At 74.7% G+C, this 21,995-nt stretch carries 13 protein-coding genes; 10 read left to right on the top strand and 3 right to left on the bottom strand.

Annotation, left to right across the window (positions count from 1 at the left end):
* The first annotated feature begins 62 nt into the window (after positions 1–62).
* From ACZ7HT_RS21225 to ACZ7HT_RS21255, 7 genes are all read left to right on the top strand, one after another.
* Positions 63–1,082, top strand: coding sequence for a phosphatase PAP2 family protein (locus tag ACZ7HT_RS21225; protein WP_471167979.1), 1,020 nt, complete (start codon positions 63–65; stop codon positions 1,080–1,082).
* Positions 1,079–2,317, top strand: a complete 1,239-nt coding sequence (locus tag ACZ7HT_RS21230) for a DMT family transporter (protein WP_471167983.1) — start codon at positions 1,079–1,081, stop codon at positions 2,315–2,317. The genes ACZ7HT_RS21225 and ACZ7HT_RS21230 overlap by 4 nt, the downstream gene beginning before the upstream one ends.
* Before the next feature lie 102 nt (positions 2,318–2,419).
* Positions 2,420–3,433 carry an SPFH domain-containing protein gene (locus tag ACZ7HT_RS21235; RefSeq protein WP_471167986.1) on the top strand — a complete coding sequence of 338 codons (1,014 nt, stop codon included), beginning with the start codon at positions 2,420–2,422 and terminating at the stop codon, positions 3,431–3,433.
* The gene (locus ACZ7HT_RS21240; protein WP_471167989.1) at positions 3,430–4,329 is read left to right on the top strand and encodes a hypothetical protein; all 900 of its coding nucleotides are present in this window, start codon (positions 3,430–3,432) and stop codon (positions 4,327–4,329) included. Before ACZ7HT_RS21235 ends, ACZ7HT_RS21240 begins: the two co-directional genes overlap by 4 nt.
* 157 nt (positions 4,330–4,486) lie before the next feature.
* Positions 4,487–5,353, top strand: coding sequence for a GNAT family N-acetyltransferase (locus tag ACZ7HT_RS21245; RefSeq protein ID WP_471167992.1), 867 nt, complete (start codon positions 4,487–4,489; stop codon positions 5,351–5,353).
* A 676-nt stretch (positions 5,354–6,029) separates the two neighbouring features.
* A complete protein-coding gene (locus ACZ7HT_RS21250) occupies positions 6,030–7,727 on the top strand; it encodes a S8 family serine peptidase (protein ID WP_471168301.1) in 1,698 nt (565 codons plus the stop codon).
* 238 nt (positions 7,728–7,965) lie between these two features.
* Complete coding sequence (locus ACZ7HT_RS21255) at positions 7,966–10,953, top strand: helix-turn-helix transcriptional regulator (RefSeq protein WP_471167995.1); 2,988 nt, start codon at positions 7,966–7,968, stop codon at positions 10,951–10,953.
* Between the two features lie 145 nt (positions 10,954–11,098).
* On the opposite strand, the gene rox is transcribed toward ACZ7HT_RS21255, so the two are convergent.
* Entirely contained in the window at positions 11,099–12,526 is a 1,428-nt protein-coding gene (gene rox / locus ACZ7HT_RS21260; RefSeq protein WP_471167998.1) for a rifampin monooxygenase, read from the bottom strand.
* A 151-nt stretch (positions 12,527–12,677) separates the two neighbouring features.
* Complete coding sequence (locus tag ACZ7HT_RS21265) at positions 12,678–13,487, bottom strand: caspase family protein (RefSeq protein WP_471168000.1); 810 nt, start codon at positions 13,485–13,487, stop codon at positions 12,678–12,680.
* 169 nt (positions 13,488–13,656) lie between these two features.
* Between ACZ7HT_RS21265 and ACZ7HT_RS21270 the strand changes: the two genes are divergently transcribed.
* From ACZ7HT_RS21270 to ACZ7HT_RS21280, 3 genes are all read left to right on the top strand, one after another.
* Positions 13,657–14,544: a DNA/RNA non-specific endonuclease gene (locus ACZ7HT_RS21270; RefSeq protein ID WP_471168003.1), complete on the top strand. Its 888-nt coding sequence runs from the start codon at positions 13,657–13,659 to the stop codon at positions 14,542–14,544.
* Positions 14,545–14,714: 170 nt separating this feature from the next.
* Positions 14,715–20,171 (top strand): trypsin-like peptidase domain-containing protein, encoded by a 5,457-nt coding sequence (locus ACZ7HT_RS21275; RefSeq protein WP_471168005.1) that lies wholly within the window; start codon positions 14,715–14,717, stop codon positions 20,169–20,171.
* A gap of 6 nt (positions 20,172–20,177) precedes the next feature.
* Positions 20,178–21,251: a trypsin-like serine peptidase gene (locus ACZ7HT_RS21280; protein WP_471168008.1), complete on the top strand. Its 1,074-nt coding sequence runs from the start codon at positions 20,178–20,180 to the stop codon at positions 21,249–21,251.
* On the opposite strand, the gene ACZ7HT_RS21285 is transcribed toward ACZ7HT_RS21280, so the two are convergent.
* The gene (locus ACZ7HT_RS21285; protein WP_471168011.1) at positions 21,238–21,909 is read right to left on the bottom strand and encodes a maltokinase N-terminal cap-like domain-containing protein; all 672 of its coding nucleotides are present in this window, start codon (positions 21,907–21,909) and stop codon (positions 21,238–21,240) included. The genes ACZ7HT_RS21280 and ACZ7HT_RS21285 overlap by 14 nt on opposite strands.
* Positions 21,910–21,995: the final 86 nt, after the last annotated feature.

The raw sequence follows: 21,995 nt of genomic DNA on the forward strand, positions 1-21,995 counted from the left end.
TTTGTTGCCGATTTGACGGATTAGAGGGCCGCGCGATGGCTGTCGGGATACGCGGGATACGAGTGCCACGTCCTGCAGGACCGGGGACGCCTCCTACCCCCGGCCCCGCCGGGCACCACGGGGCCGGGGACGTCGCGGGAGCCGCTTCCGATCCCGAACCGGAGTCGGAGCCGGAGCCGAAGCGGGAGCCGGAGTCGAAGCCCGAGCCGGAGTCGAAGCCGGAGCCGGAGTCGAAGCCCGAGCGGAAGCCGGAGGCAAAACCGAAGCCCGAGCCGAAGCCGGAGCCGGAGTCGGAGCTTCGGCAGGGGCCGGGGCCCGTTCCCGCGCCCGCGGCCGACCGGCCGCCCCTCCTGCGCGAGCTCACGCTCGTCACCGCGCTCTTCCTCGTCTACAAGTTCGGCCGGCTCTTCGCCAACGGCCACGAGACCCGCGCCTTCCGGAACGCCGACCGCGTCTGGGACGCGGAGCGGGCGCTCCACCTGCCGGGCGAGGGAACGATCCAGCATCTGCTCCTGCACGGCGAACCGCTGATCCGGGCGGCGAACACGTACTACGCGGCCGTGCACTTCCCGGCCACCCTCGCGTTCCTCGCCTGGCTGTACTGGCGCCGCCCCACGCACTACCTGTGGTCGCGCCGGGTGCTCGCCCTCCTCACCGGCGCCGCGCTCGCGCTGCACCTCCTGATGCCGCTCGCCCCGCCCCGGATGCTCACCGCCTCCGGACTCGTCGACACGGCCCGCGTCTACGGCCCCTCCGTCTACGGGGCGACCCCGGAGACCGACTCGATGGCGAACCAGTTCGCGGCCATGCCGTCGCTGCACTTCGGCTGGGCCCTGATGGTCGCGATCGGCCTGATCGCCGCCACCCGGTCCCGCTGGCGGGTGCTCTGGCTGCTGCACCCGCTGCTGACCCTGCTCGTCATCGTCGGCACCGCCAACCACTACTGGTTCGACGCGCTCGCCGCCGCCGTCCTCCTCGGCCTCGCGCTGCTCGTCGTCCGCGCCCCCGGCCACCGGACGGCACCCCCACCCGTACCCCGCCCGCTCGGTGCGGCGCCCCTCCCGGTCGGAGCCCTGCGATGAACCCCGCCGCCGGCACCGCGCTCGCGGTGCTCCTCTCCCTCGTCTCCGCCGCCGGGTACGCGCTCGCCGCCGTCGCCCAGTCCCGGCTCGCCGCCGCCTCCCCCGCCGCCCCCGACGGGCGCGGCGCGCTGCGCGCCCTGCTCGCGCGCGGGCAGTGGTGGTGGGCGGTGGGCCTCAACGCCGCCGGAGCCCTCGCCCACGTGGCCGCCCTCCACTACGGGCCGCTGACGCTCGTCCAGCCGCTCGGCGCGCTGACGCTCGTCGCGGCGCTGCCGCTGGGCGCGTACTGCGCGCGGCGCCGGGTGACCCGTACCGAATGGCGCGGGGCCCTGTGGACCCTGGGCGGACTCGTCGGGCTCGTCGCCGTGACCGGGCCCACGGCCCCCGGTGAGGCGCTCAGCCTGCGCGAGTCCCTGATCGTCGCCGCGTCCACGGCGTTCCTGATCGCCGTACTGGCCTCCGGCCGGCTGCACGGGCGCGAGCGGAACGGGACCGCCGGGCGCGGGCTCGGGCACGCCACGGCCTCCGGGATCGCCTCGGGCGTCGCCTCGGCGCTCACCCAGACGCTGACGGCCGCGCTCTCTCTCGACCTGCCGGGCGCCGCGCCGACCTGGTGGCAGACCGCGCTGCTCGCGGTGCTGATATCCGGCTTCGCGAGCGGTGGACTGCTGCTGTCCCAGGCCGCCTACCGGGGCGGGCTCGCGGCGCCGCTGGCCGTCGTCAACCTCTCCAACCCGGCCGCCGCCGCGGTCATCGGCGTCGCCCTGCTGGGCGAGACCTTCCGCGCGGGCGCGTGGGGCTGGCTGGTCGCGGCCGGCGCCTCAATGGTCGCGGCGCGGGGCGTGGTGCTGCTGACGAAGGGCGGGGCGGCGGCGGAGCCGGTACCGGCGACGGTGACCACGAGCGCCGTTCCGGGCGCGGCGACGGTGACCGCGAGCGGCGTTGCGGGCGCGGCGACGGCCGGGGAGCTGTTGACCGCCGTTCCGGGCGCGGCAACGGTGACTGCGACCGCCTCTTCGGGTGGGGTGCGGGCCGGAGAGCCGTTGACCGTCGCTCCGGTCGCGGTGCGGGCCGGAGAGCCGTTGACCGCCGTCCCGAGCGCGACGCCCGCCGGGGAGCCGTTCCTCTCCGCCGTACCGGCGCCGCCCGCCGCTCCGGAGACGCGGTCGGCACCCCGCGCGACCGGGTTCGGCTCGCCGGAGGGCGAGCCGGTGCCGGCGCCGGTCGCGGGGTGAGGGCAGCGGGCGCATCGATCACGAGCAGCTCTCTTTATTCGTCACCTTGACGAAAACTGTTCGGGCCCCCTATCGTCAACGCGACGACAAGGGGGCATTTCCATGGCTGACATCACCCGGCGGCTCGGCTGGCGCCATCTGCGTTCCGCGCCCACCGCCCACATCCGCCACCAGCGCAGCGGACGGCTCGTCCACGACGGCGCGGGGCTGAGCTTCTGGTTCCGGCCGCTCACCGCCGCCCTCTCCGAGGTGCCGGTCAACGACCGCGAGCTCGCGATGGCCTTCCACGCCCGCACGGCGGACTTCCAGGACGTCAGCGTGCAGTCGACCGTCACGTACCGGATCGGCGACCCCGGCGCGGCGGCAACCCGCCTCGACTTCTCCATCGACCCCGACACGGGCGCATGGCGCGGCACCCCGCTCGAACAGCTCGCCACCCTCCTCACCGAGACCGCGCAGCAGCACGCCCTCCACGTCCTCGCCCGCACCACGCTCGCCGCCGCCCTCGTCGACGGCGTGACGGCCGTACGCGACCGCATCGCGGCCGGACTCGCCGCCGAGCCGCGCCTTCCGGACACCGGCATCGAGGTCGTCGCCGTGCGCGTGGTCGCGATCCGCCCCGAGCCCGAGGTCGAGCGGGCCCTGCGCACGCCCGCGCGTGAGCAGATCCAGCAGGAGGCCGACCGGGCCACGTACGAGCGGCGCGCGGTCGCCGTCGAACGGGAACGGGCCATCGCCGAGAACGAGCTCGCCAGCAAGATCGAGCTCGCCCGGCAGGAGGAGCGGCTCGTCGAGCAGCGCGGCACCAACGCGCGGCGCGAGGCCGAGGAGAACGCGGCCGCCGACGCGGTACGGGCCGAGGCCGAGGCCGTACGGAAGGTACGGCTGGCCCAGGCCGAGGCGGAGGCCGCGCGGGAGGTCGGCGAGGCGCGCGCCGGAGCGCAGTCCGCGTGGCTGCGCGCCCATACGGAGGCGGACCCCGCGACCCTCCACGCCCTGGCCGTGACCCGGGCGGCGGAGAACCTGCCGCGCATCGAGCACCTGACGCTCTCCCCGGACGTCCTGACCGGTCTGCTCGCCAGGCTCGGCGGCGGCGAGGGCGGGGCGCGGCCGTGAGCCTCGCGCCACGCGCGGTGCTCGTGCACCGGACCACGGAGTACGAGGAGCTGCTCGCCCGGCACGGCACGCACGGGCAGGCCGCGTTCTTCCTCGCCGCGCGCGGGCGCTCCGTCGACGCGGTGCGCGAACGGCACGAGCGCACCCGGGCGGCGCTCGCCGAGGTGGCGGGCGCGGTGCCGCTGACGTGGCGCCAGACCCGGGTGGAGCGCGCCGACCTGGACCGGTTCCTGTTCGGGCCCGAGGACGTCGTCGTGGTGGTCGGACAGGACGGTCTGGTCGCCAACGCGGCGAAATACCTCACGGGGCAGCCCGTCATCGGCATCGACGCCGACCCGGGGCGAAATCCGGGCGTCCTCGTCCGGCACCGGCCGGACCGGGCGCGGCGGCTGCTGCCGTACGCGGCGGGGGCCGGTGCGGCCGTCGACGAGCTGACGATGGTCGAGGCCGTCACGGACGACGCGCAGCGGCTCCCAGCGCTGAACGAGATCTACGTCGGTCCGCCGGGGCACCAGACCGCCCGCTACACGCTCGGGCTCGACGGTTCGGACCTCCCGCCCGAGCCGCAGGCCTCCTCGGGCGTCCTGGTCGGCACGGGGACGGGCGCGACGGGTTGGCTCCGGTCCCTGTGGGAGCAGCGCTCCAGCACGCTCGCCCTGCCCGCGCCGGCGGACGCGCGGCTCGCCTGGTTCGTCCGCGAGGCCTGGCCGTCGCCGACGACCGGCACGACGCTCGTCGAGGGCCTCCTGTCCACGGGCCGGGGCCTGCGCCTCACCGTCGAGTCGGACCGCCTGGTCGCCTTCGGCGACGGGGTCGAGTCGGACGCCCTCGAACTGACGTGGGGCCAGACGGTCCACCTGACGGTGGCGGCGTCCAGGTTGCGGTTGGTGCACTGAGCGGCCCCGCCCCTCGTGGCCCTCGCCGAAAGGGCCGCCCGGCCCCAGGGCGCCGCGCGGCCGGAATCCGTCGGTGGGGGCGTGGCGCGGCGTTATGCTCGGCGCAGTTTGCCCGGGTTGCCGGACTCTCGGGCGCCCGGCCGTCGAAGGACACCCCATGACCTCCGTCTCCTCCGGTTCGCTCTCCGTCTCGTCCGCCACCCCGCGGGAGTGGGCGCTCGTGCGGGCCTGGGCCGCCGAGGAGGGGTGGAATCCCGGGCTCTCCGACGTCCCGGCCTTCTTCGCGCAGGACCCCGCCGGATTCTTCCTCGGCCGCGTCGACGGGGAGCCGGTCACCGCCATCTCGGTCGTCAACTACGACGACTCCTACGCCTTCCTCGGCTTCTACCTCGTGCGTCCCGAACTCCGCGGCCTCGGCCACGGACTGGCCACCTGGCGGGCGGCCCTCGCCCACGCCGGCGGCCGGGCCGTCGGGCTCGACGGGGTGCCGGCGCAGCAGGACAACTACCGGCGCTCCGGCTTCACCACGGCCTACCGCACCGCGCGGTACGTGGGCGAGGTCCCGGCCCCCGACCGCCCGGTGGCGGGCGTGGTGGCCGCCGACCGGGTCGATCCGGCCGCGCTCGCCGCGTACGACAGCGTCTGCCACCACGCCGACCGGCCGCGGTTCCTGGGCACCTGGCTGTCCACTCCCGGCCATCGGGCGCTGACCCGTGTGGTCGACGGCCGCTTGACCGGATACGGGCTGGTTCGTCCCTGTGAGGACGAGGCGCGGGTGGGGCCGCTGTTCGCGGACACCCCGGCGGACGCGGCCGCCCTGCTCGACGGGCTCGCGGCCGAGGCGCGCGAGTTCGGCGCGGCCCGGATCGCGGTCGACATGCCGGAGGCGAACCCGGCGGCGGCCCGGCTGGCCCAGGAGCGGGGCCTGGAGCCGACGTTCGAGACGGCCCGGATGTACACGGGCCCGGTCCGCCCCGTGGCCCGGGACCGCGTCTACGGCGTCACGACCCTCGAACTCGGCTGACGCCGCCGCCACGCGCCCGCGCCCACCCCCTCATCACCCTCGAACCCGACTGACCCCACCGGCACGCGCCCGCGTCCACCCCCGCATCACCCTCAAACCCGCCCGACCCCGCCGCCACGCGCCCGCGTCCACCGCGTCCACCACCCTCGAACCGGCCGACCCCGCAGGCACGCGCCCGCGCCCACCACGTCACCGCCCTCGAACTCCGCTACCCCCGCCGCCGTTCGGACCAGGAGAGGTCGCCCCCTCCCCGCACCCCCACCACCCCCCGAGAGGTGACAAGGGTTTTCCCCGTATCGGGTTCACCCCCCCGTTCCCTACTGTCCTCCACACCGGCAGATATCATCCCCCGACCGCACCATGACAGGTGCATGCGGAGGGTGCCATCCGCCGCTGACGGCCTTGACCCGGGCCGTCGCGTCGGTGGCGGCGCACGGGCCCCCCAAGCCCAGGGAACGGCGGACGCGACCCCACTTCGCTCCGTGCGTCCCGCGCCGCCGCCACTGCTCCGCAGTCACGTCGTACTCGAAAGGGCCACACCTTGAACGGTTCCAGGCGGAGAGTCATATCCGTGGTCGCGAGCGCCGCGATCCTCGGTGCCGCTGCCATGACTTCCGGGGCGTTCGCCGCAACCCCGGTCGCTGCCACCCCGAAGCCGGTCCCGGCTTCGCAGACGATGCGGGCCCTTCCCAAGGCCCCCGTCGAGAAGCTGATCGTCACCTACAAGAACCGGACCGCCGAGGCCGGTTCCAACACCGCCGCCAAGAGCGACACGGCCGAGAAGGCCGCGCAGACGGGCGAGAAGCTCTCCTTCGAGCGCCGCCTCGCCGGCGGTGGCGCCCTGGTGAACCTGGGCGGCAAGGCGAGCAAGCAGGACGTGACCGAGGTCATGGACGCGTTCCGCGCCGACCCTGCCGTCGCCTCGGTCGAGCCCGACATCCGCGCCTACGCGATGGCGGTCGCCCCGGACGACACCGACTACGCCAAGCAGTGGGACCTCTTCGAGCCCACCGGCGGCATGAACGTTCCTGCCGCCTGGGACAAGGCGACCGGCTCCGGCGTCACCGTCGCCGTCATCGACACCGGCTACGCCGCCCACTCGGACCTGGCGTCCAACGTCGTCCCCGGCTACGACTTCATCTCCACCGCCTCCGACGCCCGCGACGGCAACGGCCGCGACGCGGACTCGAAGGACGAGGGCGACTGGAACGCCACCGACGGCGAGTGCGGCACCGGCTCCACGGCCTCCAACTCCTCCTGGCACGGCACCCACGTGGCCGGCACCATCGCCGCCGTCACGAACAACACCAAGGGCATCGCGGGCATCGCGTACAACGCGAAGATCCAGCCCGTGCGCGTGCTCGGCAAGTGCGGCGGCTCGTCCTCCGACATCGCCGACGCCATCACCTGGGCCTCCGGCGGCACCGTGCCGGGCGTCCCGAACAACCCGACCCCGGCCAAGGTCATCAACATGAGCCTGGGCGGCGCGAGCGCCACCTGCCCGAGCGTCTACCAGACCGCGATCAACGGCGCCGTCTCGCGCGGCACCACCGTCGTCGTCGCCGCGGGCAACAGCAACGCCAACGCCTCCGGCTTCACCCCGGCGAACTGCACCGGCGTCATCACCGTGGCGTCGACCAACCGCGCCGGCGCCCGGTCGTACTACTCCAACTACGGCACGATCGTGGACGTGGCCGCCCCCGGTGGCGAGACCCGCAACGCCACCGACACGCCCGGCACCGTCACCACCCCCGAGAACGCGATCTACTCGACGCTGAACTCGGGCCTGACGACCCAGTCGACCGAGACGTACAAGCCCTACCAGGGCACCTCGATGGCCGCGCCGCACATCGCCGGCCTCGCCGCCCTCCTGAAGTCGGCCAAGAGCACGCTCACCCCGGCCGACATCGAGTCGACGATCAAGGCCAACGCCCGCCCGCTCCCCGGCACCTGCACCGGCGGCTGCGGCACCGGCATCGCCGACGCGGCGAAGTCCGTGAACGCGGTCCTCACCACCACCCCGCCGACCGGCACCGTCTTCACCAACGCGACGGACGTGGCGATCCCCGACAACACCACCGTGTCGTCCTCGATCGCCGTCACCGGCCTCGCCGGCAACGCGCCCGCCACCCTCAAGGTCGCCGTGGACATCAAGCACACCTGGCGCGGAGACCTGGTCGTCGACCTGGTCGCCCCCGATGGCACGGTGCGCAACCTGAAGGCCTCGTCCTCCTCGGACAGCGCCGACAACGTCCTGGCCACCTACACGGTCGACGCGTCGACCGAGGTCGCCAACGGCACCTGGAAGCTCCAGGTCCACGATGTGGCCTCGGGTGACACCGGCTACATCGACTCGTGGAGCCTCACCTTCTGACGCACCGCCCGCACCACCACTGAACCACCCCCCACAACAGCATCATTGCTGGTCAGCGACGCGCCCGTGGTCTACACCACTGGCGCGTTCTGGCGTTGTGGGAGCACCGTGGGAGCGCGCACGCCCCGGGCCCTCTGTCCGTATGCCGGACACAGGGCCTGGACTGTGCCCGTGGGCTCCGTATCCTCTGCGCACGGGGTTCATGGGCCGGGCCCCGAGGGGCCGGAGGTGGTGGACAGTGACGACAGCTCCACAGAGCCCTGCCCCGGTGGGCCGGGACGAGCTCCTCACCCGGCTGGAACGCGCCCTCCACACCCGTGGCCGCGCGCTGCTCACCGGGCCGGCCGGCGTCGGCAAGACCGAGGTCGCGCTCGCCGGGGCGGCCCGCGCCGAGGCGCGCGGCGAGACCGTGCTGTGGCTCGCGACCCTGCCGTCCGACCGTGAGATACCCGGGGCGGCCGCCGCCGCGCTCGTGGCCTCGGTGGCGGCGACGGTCACCTGGCCGGGGCTCGGCACCAGCCGCCCCGAACCGCCCGCCCAGGCCGCCGACAGTCATGCGGCCGGAGCCGACCCGACCACCGAGCCGTACGGGGCCGGAACCCCCGGCGCGCTCACCTCGGGGATCCTCACGGCGGGCGTGCTCGACTCCGGGATCTTCTCCTCCGGCGTCTTCGACCAGCTGCCGGGCCCCCAGCGCACGGCCGTCGCCATGCTCTGCCGCGAGGCGCCGATCGACGCCGGCGGCTGGGACCCGATCGCGCTGCGCCTCGGCATCGCCCGGATCCTGCGCGCCCTGACCTGCCGCGGCCCGGTCACGCTCGTCGTCGACGGGGTGCAGCACATCGACGCGGACAGCGCGGACCTGCTCCGCTTCGCCCTCCACCTGGCCCCGCCCTCGCTGCGGGTGGTGGCGGTGGAGACCCCGGAGCCGTACGCGGAGGCCCACGAGCCGTACCGCGAGGGCCACCGTGCCGAGGACCCGCACGCCGCGCACCTGTGGGTGCCGTCCGAGGCGGACGTGCTGCGCGTGCCGCCGCTGCACGCCGACGAGATCGCCGAACTCCTCATCCACCACCGGCTGCCCTCGCGGATGGCCGGTCGCATCCACCGGGCCAGCGGCGGCAATCCGCGGCTCGCGCTCGCGGTGGGCCGCTCGCTCGCCGACGCGCGGACCCCCGTGCACCACGCCGAGGCGCTGACGCTCTCCGGCCGGGCACGCGATCTCGCCCGCCAGCTCCTGGGCGCCGCGCCGCCCGCCGTACGCGAGACGCTGCTGCTCGCCGCGCTCGCGCTGCGCCCCTCGGCCACCCTCGTACGCCGTGCGGGGCGGCCCACCGCGGAGGCGGACCTGGCCGCCGCCGAGCGGGCCGACCTGGTGTCGCTGTCCGAGGACGGCTCGGTGACCTTCACGGCCGGGCTGCTGCCCTCGACCCTGGTGCACGACGCCGGCTGGGCCGAGCGGAGCGCCGGGCACGCGGCGCTCGCGGAGGTCGTGGACGACCCCGTCGAGGCCGTACGGCACCGGGCGCTCGCCACCGAGCGGCCGGACGAGGAGCTGGCCGCCGAGGTCGCGGCCGCCGCGGACCTGGCACGGCGGCGCGGGAACAGCGCGCTCGCCGCCGAACTCGCCCTGCTCGCCGCCGAGTCGACGCCCGGGCGGCACGGGACGCGGCGGATCACGCGGCTCGTCGACGCCGCCGAGGAGGCCGCCCGCGCCGCCCGCGCCGACCTCGCGATGCGGGCCGCCACCGATCTGCTCGCCCGCGACGCGGTGCCGTCCGACCGGGTCAGGGCGCGGCTGGCCGTGCTCGACACGGCCGGCCAGGGGCTCACCGGGCTCGACGAGATGTACGTCCACGCCATGGAGGACTCCGAGGGGGACACCGCCCTGCGGGCCGCCGTACAGCTGCGACTCGCCGTCAAGTACGTGCTCGCGGACGGCGATCCGGAGCGCTCGCGGGCGGCGGCGGTCGAATCGGCCGCGCTGGCCTCTTCGATGGGCGATCCCCGGCTCGCGGCGCAGGCGCTGACCGTGCGGGCGAGGATGGAGCGGGCCCTCGGCTCGCCGGACGCCGAGGTCGTGCTCGCGCAGGCCCGCGGGCTCGAACGGGCCGAGCGTCCGCTCGGGATCCGCAACGCCGCCCAGATCCTGACGATCCGTCACGCCCTGTTCGACGACCGGCTCACGGACGCCCGTGACGAGCTGAACGCGCTCCTTCCCCTGGTCCAGCGGCGCGGCTCGGTGGAGGACACCATCGAGCTGTTCTCCACGCTGGCCGCGATCGAGTCCCGCAGGGGCGCCTGCGCGGCCGCGCTGTCGCACGCGGGGCAGTCGCTCGCGCTCACCCTGGAGGCGGGCCTCTCCCCCGGCCCCGCCTGGTACACGCTCGCGCTCGCCGAGACGGCCGGCGGCAGCTTCGCGCGGGCCGCGAGCTACGCCCGCCGCAGTGTGCAGGCCTCGGAGGAGGAGGGCGACCGCGTCTTCCTCTCCCGCAGCCGGTACGCGCTCGGGCGGGTCCAGCTGATCACCGGCGACGTCGCCACCGCCCTGGAGACCCTGCGGCGCGTCCAGGCCGACGAGCGCGCCCAGTCGACGGTGGACCCCTCGATGCTGCGCTGGCACGAGGAGCTGGCCGAGGCGCTGCTCGCCCAGGACGCGGGCGACGAGGCCCTGGCGCTCCTCGCGGAGGTACGGCCGGTGGCGGAGCGCCTGGGCCGGTCCACGGTCCTGCTCGGCTGCGACCGGGCGTACGCCCTGTGCCTGGCGGCGGAGGGGCGCACCGACGAGGCGGCCGAGCTGCTCACCCGTACGGCCGAGAGCTTCGGCCGGGCCGGGCTGCCCCTTGAGCGGGGGCGGGCGCTGATCGCCCTGGCCCGGGTCGAGCGCCGACGCCGGCGCCGCTCGGCGGCGCAGAACGCCCTGCACGAGGCGGCGTCGGTGTTCGAGCGGGCCGGGGCGGCTCCGTGGCTGGCCCTGGCGAGCGAGACGCCGGCGGGCGAGGGTGCGGGCCCCGGTGCCGGGGTCGAGGAGTCGGTACCCGCGCTTTCCTCCCTGACGGAGGCGGAACTGCGCCTGGCCCGTCTGGTGGGCCAGGGCGCGAGCAACCAGGAGGCGGCGGCGAAGCTGTACCTGAGCGTGAAGACGGTGGAGGCGCGCCTGACCCGCATCTACCAGAAGCTCGACGTCCGCTCCCGCGCCCAACTGGCGACGGCCCTGCGCCCCTGACGTCCCCGGGCGATGCCTTTACGCCGCCCCCGGCACCGGCCGGCCCCGCAGCCCGCACGACCGGCCCGGTGGGGCGAGCACCAGCAGCCCCGCACCCACCCGAGGCCCGGCCCACGGCAGGCCCGCGCCCGGGGCGCCGCCTTGATCAGGCGCTCGGCGAGCCGAACCACGCGCGCAGGACGCCGTCCAGGTCCTCCTGGTCCTCGCCCACCCAGACGACGTGGCCGTCCGGCCGCAGCAGCACGGCGGGCGGGTCCAGTTCCTCGCTCACGTCGACGACGTGGTCGACGCGGTCCGCCCAGCCCTCCGCCGAGAGCCGGCCCGTCTGGTCGAGCAGCAGGCCGCGGCCGCCGTGCGTCAGCTCGTACAGCCGTCCCCGCTTCAGCGTCAGGTCCCGCAGGCGCCGGCCGAGGAGTGCGTGGCCCCCGCCGAGGTCGTAGCGGACGTCGACGGCGGTGATCAGGCCGGTCACGTACCGGTTGACCTCCTCGAAGTCCATCAGCTCCGAGAGGAGCTTGCGCAGCGCCGTCGCCCCGGGGTCGCTGCCGAGCAGCGTCATCTGCGCGCGGGTGTTCTCCACCACGCGGGCCCCGACCGGGTACCGTTCGGCCTCGTACGTGTCGAGCAGTCCCTCCGGCGCCCAGCCGGCGACCGCGGCGGCCAGCTTCCAGCCGAGGTTGAACGCGTCCTGGATGCCGAGGTTGAGGCCCTGGCCGCCGGTCGGCGGGTGGACGTGGGCCGCGTCGCCGGCCAGGAACACCCGGCCGACCCGGTAGTGCTCGGCCTGCCGGGTGGCGTCGCCGAAGCGGGACAGCCAGCGCGGCGAGTGGACGCCGAAGTCGGTGCCGGCGAAGGCCCGCAGCCGGGTCTTGAACTCGTCGAGGGTCGGCGCGACCGTACGGTCCTCGGCCACCCCGTCGGCGGGCACGATGACGCGGTACGTGCCGTCCCCGAGGGCCTTGAGGCCGAAGCGCAGCTGGGTCTTCTGGACCTCCGCGACGGCGGCGGCGATCGTCTCCTCGTCCGCGGTCGCCTCCATGTCGCCGAGGAGCGTCTCGACGGTGGCGGGCTCGCCGGGGAAGGCGACGCCGAGCAGCTTGCGGACCGTGCTGCGGCCGCCGTCGCACGCGGCGAGGTAGCGCGAGCGCAGCTCGGTGCCGTCCGCGAGGGTGACGGTCACGCCGTCCTCGTCCTGGGCGACGCCGACCGCTTCGGCGCCGCGCCGGATCTCCGTGCCGAGTTCGAGGGCGCGCTCGTTCAGCAGCCGCTCGGTGACCGGCTGCGGGGTGGCGAGGCCGTACGGGTGGGCCGTGTCGAGCCGCTCGGGCCACGGCTTCATCACACCGCCGAAGAGGCCGCCGACCGAGAACTGCTCGCTGACCGCGGTGAACCGCTCCAGGAGGCCCCGCTGGTCCATCATCTCGACGCTGCGCGCGTGCAGGCCCTGCCCCCGGGACTCCTTCGTCGGCTCGGCGAGCTTCTCCAGGACGACCACGCGCACGTCGTGCAGCCGCAGTTCGCTCGCGAGCATCAGGCCGGTCGGTCCGCCGCCGACCACGATCACGTCATACATGGAGTACGCCCCGTTCCACAGTTCCTTGCTTGGAGCGGAGATTCTGCGACAGGAAGGGGGCCTTGCCGCAAGGCCCCCTGTGCGCTATACGTTGAGAGTGGCAAGGAGAGGTCGTCCCTCCTTGCCTTCGTCGTTCCCGGCCCACGGATCGCTAGACGGTGAACGGCTGCTGGTCCAGGAAGTGCGGGGACGGGGTGCCGGTCAGGTAGAGGTTCGGGCTCTGGCTCGGGGGCAGCCGGAGCTGGATGTGCCGGTGGAAGGTGCGGTAGTCGCCCCGGAACGAGCCCCCGTCCCACACCTGGAGCAGGGCCTCGGTGAAGGCGCCGTTGACGTCGCCGTCGGAGGCGACCTGGTTGTCCTGGCAGGCCGAGACGAGCAGCGCGTCGTGTTTCCTCCCGTCGGCGGGGGCGTCCTTGGCCAGGGTCCGCTGGAGCTCTTCGAGAGAGGACCGGTCGCGCTCGTAGAGCTGCCGCTGCCGCGGCTCCGGCATGTAGCGGCCCGTGCTCTCGTCCGGACCTCCGCCGGGGAGTTCGATGCTGCTGCCGCTGTGGCAGCAGTCGAGGAGGGCGACGATCCGTACGCCGTCGGCGAAGGCGCGGAAGGCCTGCGCCAGCTCGTCGTCGAGGAACTGGCGGTCGTAGAGGACGAGGGTCTCGTCGAGCGCGTCGGGCTCGTCGTCGGAGCCCGTGAGGTCGGGGACCTGGCCGCCGTGGCCCGAGTAGGTGAGGAGCAGGACGTCGCCCGGGACCAGCCGGGCGGCGGCCTCGTGGAACACGGAGGTGACGTTGGCGGTCGTGCCGTCCGCGGTGATCAGGGTGGTGGCTTCGAAGCCCGCGGTCCTGGCCAGCCGCGCCATGTCGTGGGCGTCGTTCTCGCAGGCGTTCAGGGTGCCGTCCCAGCCTTCGTACCGGGCGGGGTCGACCCGGTTCAGTCCGACGTGCAGGGAGAGTCCGGTGGCCATGGGGTGCCTCCTGGTGCGGAAGGGAGGGATGCGGGTGCGGGGGGACGCCCGGGGCTCGGGATGACGGGCCGGCCGGTGACGCCGGTCTCCCCGGGACGCCGGGGCGGCTGATCGAGTGGCCTGTGGTCCCCCGCCGAGCGCGCCACTCTCCACGCGGTACTTACATCGTATGAACCCTTCCGATCCCCCGCCCCCTCCCGCCTCGCCCGGTGCCCGCCGTGCCGCCCTCGGCAGCCGGACCGGCTACGACGAGGCCTTCCTCGGCCCCGTCGTCCCCTTGGCTCTCCCGGTCCGGAGCACGATCGAGACGGTGATCCTGCCGTACACCCACTTCACCGTCGTCTTCCGGCCCGACCGGCGGCTCGCGGCGTCGACGGCGGTCTGCATCGAGGGGGGTCAGCTCCTGGAGGACGTGCCCCGGGAGGACCGCTGGGAGTTCGATCCCCGGCTGCCGGAGGAACAGCAGGCCGGCGAGGACATCTACCGGAACAACAGCCTCGACCGGGGTCATCTGGTCCGCCGGCTCGATCCGGTCTGGGGTGCCCCGGCCGTGGCCTCCGTGGCCAATACGGACACCTTCCACTTCACCAACGCCGCGCCCCAGGCCGATGTCTTCAACCAGGGGAAGGAGCTCTGGCAGGGCCTGGAGAACTACCTGCTCGACCACGCCGCCGAGTACGACCGGAAGCTGGCGGTCCTGACGGGCCCGGTGCTCCAGGACTCCGACCCGCCCTACCGGGGGCTCCAGGTGCCGATGCGGTTCTGGAAGGTGGCCGCGTTCGTCCAGGACGGGGCGCTCGCCGCCGCCGCGTACGTCCTCGACCAGAGCCCCGACCTGAGCCGGGACGCGGAGCGGGCCCTGGCGGGGGCGACGGCCGGTGCGCCGCCGCCGCTCGGCCCGTTCCGGACGTACCAGGTGCCGGTCTCGGACGTCGCGGAGATCACGGAGCTGGAGTTCGGGCCGCTGCCTGACGTGGACGTGATGCCGGTGTTCCGCGCCCCGGAGGAGCGCTGGCGGCGCCTGGAGTCGTACGCGGACATGGTGCTCCACCCGTGACACCGGCGGCTCCCGGGGCAGCGATTGCGACCGTTCCCGGCCGGTGGAACGATGAGGGGGGATCAGCCAGTTCGTCTGGCCTCGACCGGTCACGTCCGGTCACGACTGATCTCGTCAGGTCCGGCGCCGGAGCGACCGGCGCTGCGCGAAGAGCGCCGGGCAGGTGCGGTATGCCGCTCACCGAGACCGAGTGGGGGCTCGTCGCCAGCTGGGTGCGGGACCACCTCCTCGACACCCCCGAGCCCCGGGACCGGCTGCTGCGCGCGGGGCTTCCGGCGGACTTCGTCCAGGACCTGCCGCTCACCCCGGACCCCGACCGGAACGCCCTGCTCGTGGTCGCCGCGGCCCGCCGGGACATCGCCCATCAGCGCCGGCTGCTCTCCGTGCTCGCCGGTCTCGACGCGCTGGCCGCCATCAACGACCCGCACGGCTTCGAGCAGGGCGCGGAGGCCCGGAACCTGCTGACCCGGCTGCGGGAGGACGAGCGGCTGCGCCGTTCACCCGGGGACCCGTTCCTCAGCACGCTCCTGAAGCACGGCACGGAGGTGTTCCTGGACCGGAGCGAGCTGCGCGAGAAGCTCCGGGACTTCCTGGCCGACCCGGAGCAGACGGTCCTCGTGGTCGACGGGCCGCCGGACAGCGGCCGCTCCTACACGTACGAGCTGATCCGTCACCTCGGCCAGCACTGCGACTTCCGGCCGGTCCGGGTCACGCTCTCCCGGACGTCGACCGCGGCGCGGCTGATGGAGCGGCTCTCGGCCTTCGTGGCCGGTCCCGAGGAGGACCGGCTCCCGTTGAACCCCACACGGTTGAACGATCCACTGCCCTCGTTCGAGGACGTCGCGCACCGGATCGTCGCCCGGGCGACCGCCGCCGAGGAGCGCTACTGGCTGGTCCTCGACGACTGCGACCTGCTCGACCCGCACTCGGACGTGTGGGACTGCATCGGCGTCCTCGCCCGGGCGATCTACGAGCACACCCCGGTCCGCGCCGACACGGTGCCGCGCCTCGTCCTGCTCGGCTACGCGCCGACGATGCGGCAGCTCCCGTACGAGATCCGCAAGAACGAGTGCCGCGACACGACCCGCCTCGCCGACGAGGGTGATCTCCGCGGGTTCTTCCGGGAGTTCTTCACCGACACCGTCCCCGCCGGACAGGAGGCGACCGTCGGCGAGCTGACGGAGACGGCCGTGGCCGAGGTGCTCGGTGCCGTCGAGTCCCCCTCGAACGGCGACAGTTACATGCGGCGCCTGTGCACGGCCGTGGAGGACGTCGTACGGCTCCACCGGGCGCTGCCGCCGGCGCCACCGCCGCCCGGCGAGGCCGGTCACCTGCTGCGCGACGCGCTGCGCACCAGCCTCGCCGCCCCGGCGGCCGCGCTGCCCGACCTGCGCCGCTCCTACCGCGAGGCCGCCTGCCTGCTCCAGGAGTTCGACCCCGCGGGGCTGCGGCTCCCCGGTGAGGTGCAGGCCACCGGGCGGGCCGTCCTGGAGCTCGTCGACGACTGCACGGCCCTCCCCGCGGCCGGGGCGACCGTGTGGACGCTCAAGCCCGAGGTCCGCGACGCGGCCCTGGCGGGCCTCACGGGCCCCGGGGCCGCCCTCGACGCCCTGCGGGCCGACATCGGCCTGCGGCCCGAGGGCCCCGGACCGGAACGCACGGCGCTCGCCCTGCTCACGGGCGCGGGTCTGCCACCGGCGGAGGCCGGCCGGGACGAGGTCGAGGCGCTCTCCGACGCCCTCCAGGCCACGCTCTGGCTGAGCCGGGTGCCCGGCGTGACCGGGCTGCCCGGGGTCGACGAGGTGCAGCACCGCCTGGAGAAGGCCCAGCTGCTCCAGCCGATGCGCCGGCTCGTCCACGGGACCTTCCACGGCCGCACCGCCGAACTCGACGCCCTGCACGCGTATCTGGCGCTGCCCGAGGAGCCGGCGGAGCCGCCCGTCCTGATCCACGGTGTCGGCGGCATCGGCAAGAGCACCCTGCTCGCCAAGTTCCTCGTCGACGCGCTCGCCGGCGCCGGACCCGCCGGATTCCCCTTCGCCTACATCGACTTCGCGCGCCCGACGCTCTCCGTCCACGAACCCGCCACCGTGATCGCGGAGATGGCCCGGCAGCTCGGCGTCCACCACCCGTCCCACCGCGCCGCGTTCGAGGAACTCGCCGACGAGTGCGAGCGGACGGCGGCGCTCCAGCGCACCGAACGCAACGAGCTCGACGAGCTCTACCAGCTGGCCGGCACCCGGGCCACGCTCGGCCGCGACTACTCCTCCGACTTCCACGCCCGGGCCAGCGCCCGCGAGCAGGAGCTCGCCCACCGGGCCGCGTCCCTGGTCGCCGAGGCCGTCCGCCCGGCGCCGGGCGAGCAGCGCCCGCCGCTGCTCGTGGTCGTCGACTCCTTCGAGGAGGCCCAGTACCGGGGCTCCCCCGTCATGGGCCGCATGTGGGCCGTCTGGACGGCCCTGCGGGCGGCCTACTCGCGGCTCCGGTTCGTCGTCTCCGGGCGCGCGCCGATCGACCATCCGGCCCGGGTCCTGACCCCGCGCACGATGGAGCTCACCGAGCTGGACCACCAGGCCTCCGTGGACCTGCTGATGTCCTCCGGAGTGACCGACGAGCCGCTCGCCGAGGACCTCGTCGACCGGATCGGCGGCCATCCGCTGAGCCTCAAGCTCGCGGCCCGGACGGCGGTCGCCATCGGCGCCGACTCCCCCTCGCTCGGCGACCTGCTGCGTGGACTGCCCTCCCGGCGCCGCTACTTCGACCGTCAGGTCGACCAGATGCTGATCCAGGGCACGTTGTACGACCGACTGCTCAACCACATCGCGGAGGACGACGTCCGGGCCCTCGTGCAGGCGGGCCTGGCCCTCCGCTTCATCACCCCCGACCTGATCCGGGAGGTCCTCGCCGGGCCGGCGGGGCTCGTCGTCGACAGTGCCGGGGAGGCCCGGCGGCTGTACGGTCTGCTCACCTCCCGGGCCGACCTGATGGAGTCGGCGGGACCGGAGGCCATCCGGCACCGGACCGATCTGCGGGCCATCATGCTGCGCCTCTCGGACAGTGCGCGGACCGATCTGATGCGGGCCGTGGACCGGCGGGCCGTCGCGTACTACGCGGCCCTTGAGGGGCCGCGGGAGCGCGCCGAGGAGATCTACCACCGGCTCCGGCTCGGTGAGAACCCCCGGACGGTGGAGGCCCGTTGGGAGCCGGGCGTCGCCCCCTACCTGGGCGGGTCCGCGCACCGGGAGATGTCGCACCGCTCGGCGGCGTTCCTGCTCGGCCGGATCGGCGGCCACGTACCCGACCAGATCATGACCGAGGCCGACCAGGAGGACTGGGAGCGGATCGCGGCGCGCGAGGTCGAGGACCTGCTCACCCAGGGGTACGTGGAGGCCGCGGGGCAGCGGCTTTCGGAGCGGCGGCCGTGGACGCCGTGCAGCAGGCTGCACGCGCTGCTCGCCGAGACGCTCGCCCGTTCCGGGCGGACGGCGGAGGCCCGCGAGGGCGCCCAGCGGGCCGTGGACCGGGCGCAGGAGGCGGGCTGCGCGGAGACGCAGCTCGAACTGCTCCAGCTGTCGGCCCGGCTCGCCCAGGACTCGGGCGCGTTCGCGGAGGCGGACCGTGACCTGCAGGAGGCGGAGGAGATCGCCGCCGGCCTCGGGCTTCGCCACGAGTCGCTGGGCGTGCTCGTCGCCCGGTCCCGCCTCGCGGCGCTCGCGGACGTCGACACCGCCCCGGCGGAGGAGCGGCTCGCCCGGACGCTGCGGGGGATGCCGGACGCGGACCTGGCCCGGCAGCCCTCGCTGGCCCGCACGGCGGCGGCCACGGCGTACCGGGCGGACCCGAGGCTCCTGGAGCACACGCTGCGGCTCGTCGGGCTTCCGGCGGACGAGGAGGCGGTGGTCACCGACCTGACCCACTGGTTCGACGCCACCCTCACCGACCAGCCGGACCTGCGCAGGCCGCTGACCCGCATCCTGGAGTCCGCCGCCGGATCGGAGGGCTCCCCCGGTGAGGGCCGCCCGGACCTGGAGCACATCGAGCGGGACCTGTGGGAGGCACGGCGGCGCGGCACCCTCGACAGCGTCGCCCGGCAGGCGCTCACGCTCCGGGACGACAGCGGGGACCTGCTGCTCGGCGTGGCGTCCGCGATGGACGCCGGCCCGGCGCCGCTCGGCGTCGGCCCCGCGCCGCCGCCTCCGCCCGGAGAGGACGTCCCCGACGGGTACGGCGCGGAGCCGGAGCCCGGTCCGCCTCCGCGGGCAGTGGCCGCCGAGGGACCCGGCGCGAAGCCGGGTGTCCCCTCGCGCTTCCGGCGGGGACGCGGCGGTCCGCACCATCGCCCGGGAGTCCCCGGCCGGTGGAGCCACCCGTTCCGGGGAGGGGCCGGCCGGTGGCCCCGGCCCCGGCACGGAGGTACCGGCCTGTGGACCCGGCCGCCGCCGACCGCCGCCGGGGCCGCGCTCCGGAAGGAGCCGTTCCTGCCGCAGCCGGAGCTGGTCCGGGTGCGCAACGCCGCCATGGAGTCGGGGCTCGCCGACCGGAACGTGCGCTCGACGCTGCTCAAGGGCATCCCCGGCTATTTCACGGCCGGGCTCGACCCCGTCGACGACCCCCTGGAGCAGACGCACGCCGACCTGGACGCGATGAACCAGGTCGAGCGCCTCCTCGACGGTCTGGTGCCGCTGGAGATCTGGCTGCACAACGCGATCGAGCAGACTCATCAGCCGGGCCCGCGCGCCGTCCTCCAGGGCGCCCTGGACACCGTGGCCCGGGCGATCACGGGCGAGGCGGAGCTCCCGGCGGAGATGATGCCCGGGGAGATGAAGGAGGAGATCGTCCTCCAGGACGACACCGTGCCGTACGAGTTCCTGCACGGCGGCATCCGGGCCGGCGCCTCCGTGGCGCTGCTGCGGATCCCGCCGTACGAGTCGGGTGAGCCGATGCTGCCCGCGTACCCGCACGGCGGCACCGGCTGGATGATCGCCCCCGAGCTGCTGATCACCAACCACCACGTGGTGATGGCCCGTTCGTGGGAGTCGGGCGTCCGGCCTTTCGTGAGCGACGCGGACCTGCGGCTCCAGGCGCTGATGTCACGCTCCCGCTTCGACTTCGTCGAGAACGCGGCGACCGCACCGGAGGCGACGGCGGGCGAGCTCGCGGCCTGGGACGAGGCGCTCGACTACGCGATCGTACGGCTCGCGGCCGATCAGGAACCGCGGCCGACGCTCCGGATCGCCACCCGGCCGCTGCTCGTCCGCGAGCGGCAGCGCGTCCCGGTCAACATCATCCAGCACCCGGGCGGACTGCCGAAGCGGGTCGCGCTCCGCAACAACCTGGTCTACCGGGCGGACGAGCACGACATCCTGTACTTCACCGACACCCGGGGCGGCTCCTCCGGCTCCCCGGTCTGCCTCGACGACTGGACGGTCGTGGGGCTGCACCGGGGGACGCGGAAGGTGGACGAGGTCGAGTTCCAGGGCGCCCGGACGCGGTTCGTGAACGTGGGCACCCAGATGAGCGGCATCCTGGCCCATCTCCGGGAGTTCCGGCCCGAGTTGTACGCGGAGATCATGGCGGCCCAGTCCGGGCGGCCGGCCCGGGGGGAAGCGAACGCGAAGCCGAGGTGAGCGACCATGCAGAACGGACCACGGAGCGTGTCGCCGGTGGCGACCGGTGCCGAGCGGATCTTCGACGATCTGCGGGAGGTCGCCGCGCGGGTGCGCGCGGGGCTGGAGGCGGAGATCGCCGAGTCGGCGCTCGAACTGCCCGCCGACGTGGCACCGGCCGCCGAGATCTCCCGCTTCGCCCGTGACGAGCGGGCCCGCGTCCTGGAAGCCGGGGTCAGCGGCCTGGAGAAGCTGGCCGCGAACCGCGAGGACGAACTCGACGGGGACGAGTCCTTCGGCGTGGAGGCGATCGTCCTCCTGGAGGGCCGGCCCGCCATCCTGGTCCAGCGCCAGGACTTCGCCCCGCAGCGCGACGAGTGGGCGGTCCTGGAGCCGCAGCGGCCCGCGATCCGGGAGTCGCTCCTGCGGGTCGGCCGGGTCGAGGTCACCGGACACCCCAGCCTGGACTGGATCGGCACGGCGTTCCTCGTGGGCCCGCGCACGGTGATGACGAACCGTCATGTGGCGGCGGAGTTCAGCCGCCTCGAGGGCGAACGCTGGACCCTGGAGTTCGGGATGTCCGCGCGCGTCGACCCGGCGGAGGAGCTGCCCGCCGAGGGCGGGCCGCCGGGGCCCTCGGTGCCGTACGAGGTCACCGACGTCATCGGCATCCACCCGGACGTCGACATGGCCCTGCTCCGGGTCGAGCCCGCGTCCGAGGACGGCCTGCCCACGCCGCTCGCGGTCGCGGCGGACGCGCCCGCGAGCCTGCCGGGCCGCCCGGTGTACGTGATCGGCTACCCGGCCTGGGACGGCCGGCGCAACGAGCCCGAGTCGATGCGCCGGATCTTCATGGACGTCTACAACGTCAAGCGGCTCCAGCCGGGCACGGCCACCGAGTTCACCCCGGGCGGCCTGGTGATGAAGCACGACTGCTCCACGCTCGGCGGCAACAGTGGCTCCCCGGTGTTCGACCTCGCGGACCACCGGGTCCTCGGGCTGCACTTCGGTGGCCGCTACCGCACGGGGAACTTCGCCGTCCCGCTCTGGGAACTGGTGGAGGACCCGCTGCTCGAGAAGGCGGAGGTCAACTGGGTCTGAAGGCCGACTGGTCGGCCAGGGCGACGACGTACGCGCCGCGCGCGGTGGTCCCGTCGGCGCGACGCCACTCGGCCGTGACCCGGCCACGGCCGGGGCCGCCGTCCTCACCGGGACGCAGGACGCGCCGCACCCGTAGCGTCAGCGGCGTGGCCGCGCCGGTCTCCCGTACCACCACGTCGGTGTGGTCGGATCCGTCCGCGACCCGTACGGGCTCCGCTTCGGTCCCTGCGGGGGCGAGCGAGGCGGAGACGGTGGGGTCGGGCGTGCCGTCGACGGACTGGTCCTGCGCCTCGGCCCGGCCGGCGAGCAGGGCGTACAACTCGGCGACGAGCACCGGGTCGTGGGCGCCGTCGTAGATCCAGCGGGTGCCGAGGACGCCGTGCTCCGAGGTGCCGATGAGGGCGTGCTCGGCGCCCTCCAGGGGCTCGCCGCGGTAGGTCATCGGGACCAGGTAGGTGACCGCGTCGGGACCCTCGCCGTCGGTGACCGCCATGAACTCGATGCCCACCTCGCCCGCGGGGTCGTCGAGCCGGAAGCCGCCCACCTTCGCGGGACGCGGCTCCCCGGCACCGGCCGCGTACCAGGCGCGGGTCGGCAGCCACGAGGCGAGCAGCTCCAGCTTGGTGGGCTGCATCGTGGTGTGGTGGATGACGGCCATCGTGCGCTTTCTCCCTCTCGACCCGGGGTCAGAGATCCGCAACCTAACAGACGGGCCGGGCCGCGATGCGAGGGCATCCACGCCGA

This window comes from Streptomyces sp. NPDC037410 (genome assembly GCF_055602235.1).

What these genes read in the sequence shown, in the direction of transcription:
- ACZ7HT_RS21230 (WP_471167983.1), top strand. Translation starts at nt 1,079, where the DNA reads ATGAACCCCGCCGCCGGCACCGCGCTCGCGGTGCTCCTCTCCCTCGTC.
- ACZ7HT_RS21235 (WP_471167986.1), top strand. Translation starts at nt 2,420, where the DNA reads ATGGCTGACATCACCCGGCGGCTCGGCTGGCGCCATCTGCGTTCCGCG.
- ACZ7HT_RS21245 (WP_471167992.1), top strand. Translation starts at nt 4,487, where the DNA reads ATGACCTCCGTCTCCTCCGGTTCGCTCTCCGTCTCGTCCGCCACCCCG.
- ACZ7HT_RS21250 (WP_471168301.1), top strand. Translation starts at nt 6,030, where the DNA reads ATGCGGGCCCTTCCCAAGGCCCCCGTCGAGAAGCTGATCGTCACCTAC.
- rox (WP_471167998.1), bottom strand. Translation starts at nt 12,526, where the DNA reads ATGTATGACGTGATCGTGGTCGGCGGCGGACCGACCGGCCTGATGCTC.
- ACZ7HT_RS21265 (WP_471168000.1), bottom strand. Translation starts at nt 13,487, where the DNA reads ATGGCCACCGGACTCTCCCTGCACGTCGGACTGAACCGGGTCGACCCC.
- ACZ7HT_RS21270 (WP_471168003.1), top strand. Translation starts at nt 13,657, where the DNA reads ATGAACCCTTCCGATCCCCCGCCCCCTCCCGCCTCGCCCGGTGCCCGC.
- ACZ7HT_RS21275 (WP_471168005.1), top strand. Translation starts at nt 14,715, where the DNA reads ATGCCGCTCACCGAGACCGAGTGGGGGCTCGTCGCCAGCTGGGTGCGG.
- ACZ7HT_RS21280 (WP_471168008.1), top strand. Translation starts at nt 20,178, where the DNA reads ATGCAGAACGGACCACGGAGCGTGTCGCCGGTGGCGACCGGTGCCGAG.
- ACZ7HT_RS21285 (WP_471168011.1), bottom strand. Translation starts at nt 21,909, where the DNA reads ATGGCCGTCATCCACCACACCACGATGCAGCCCACCAAGCTGGAGCTG.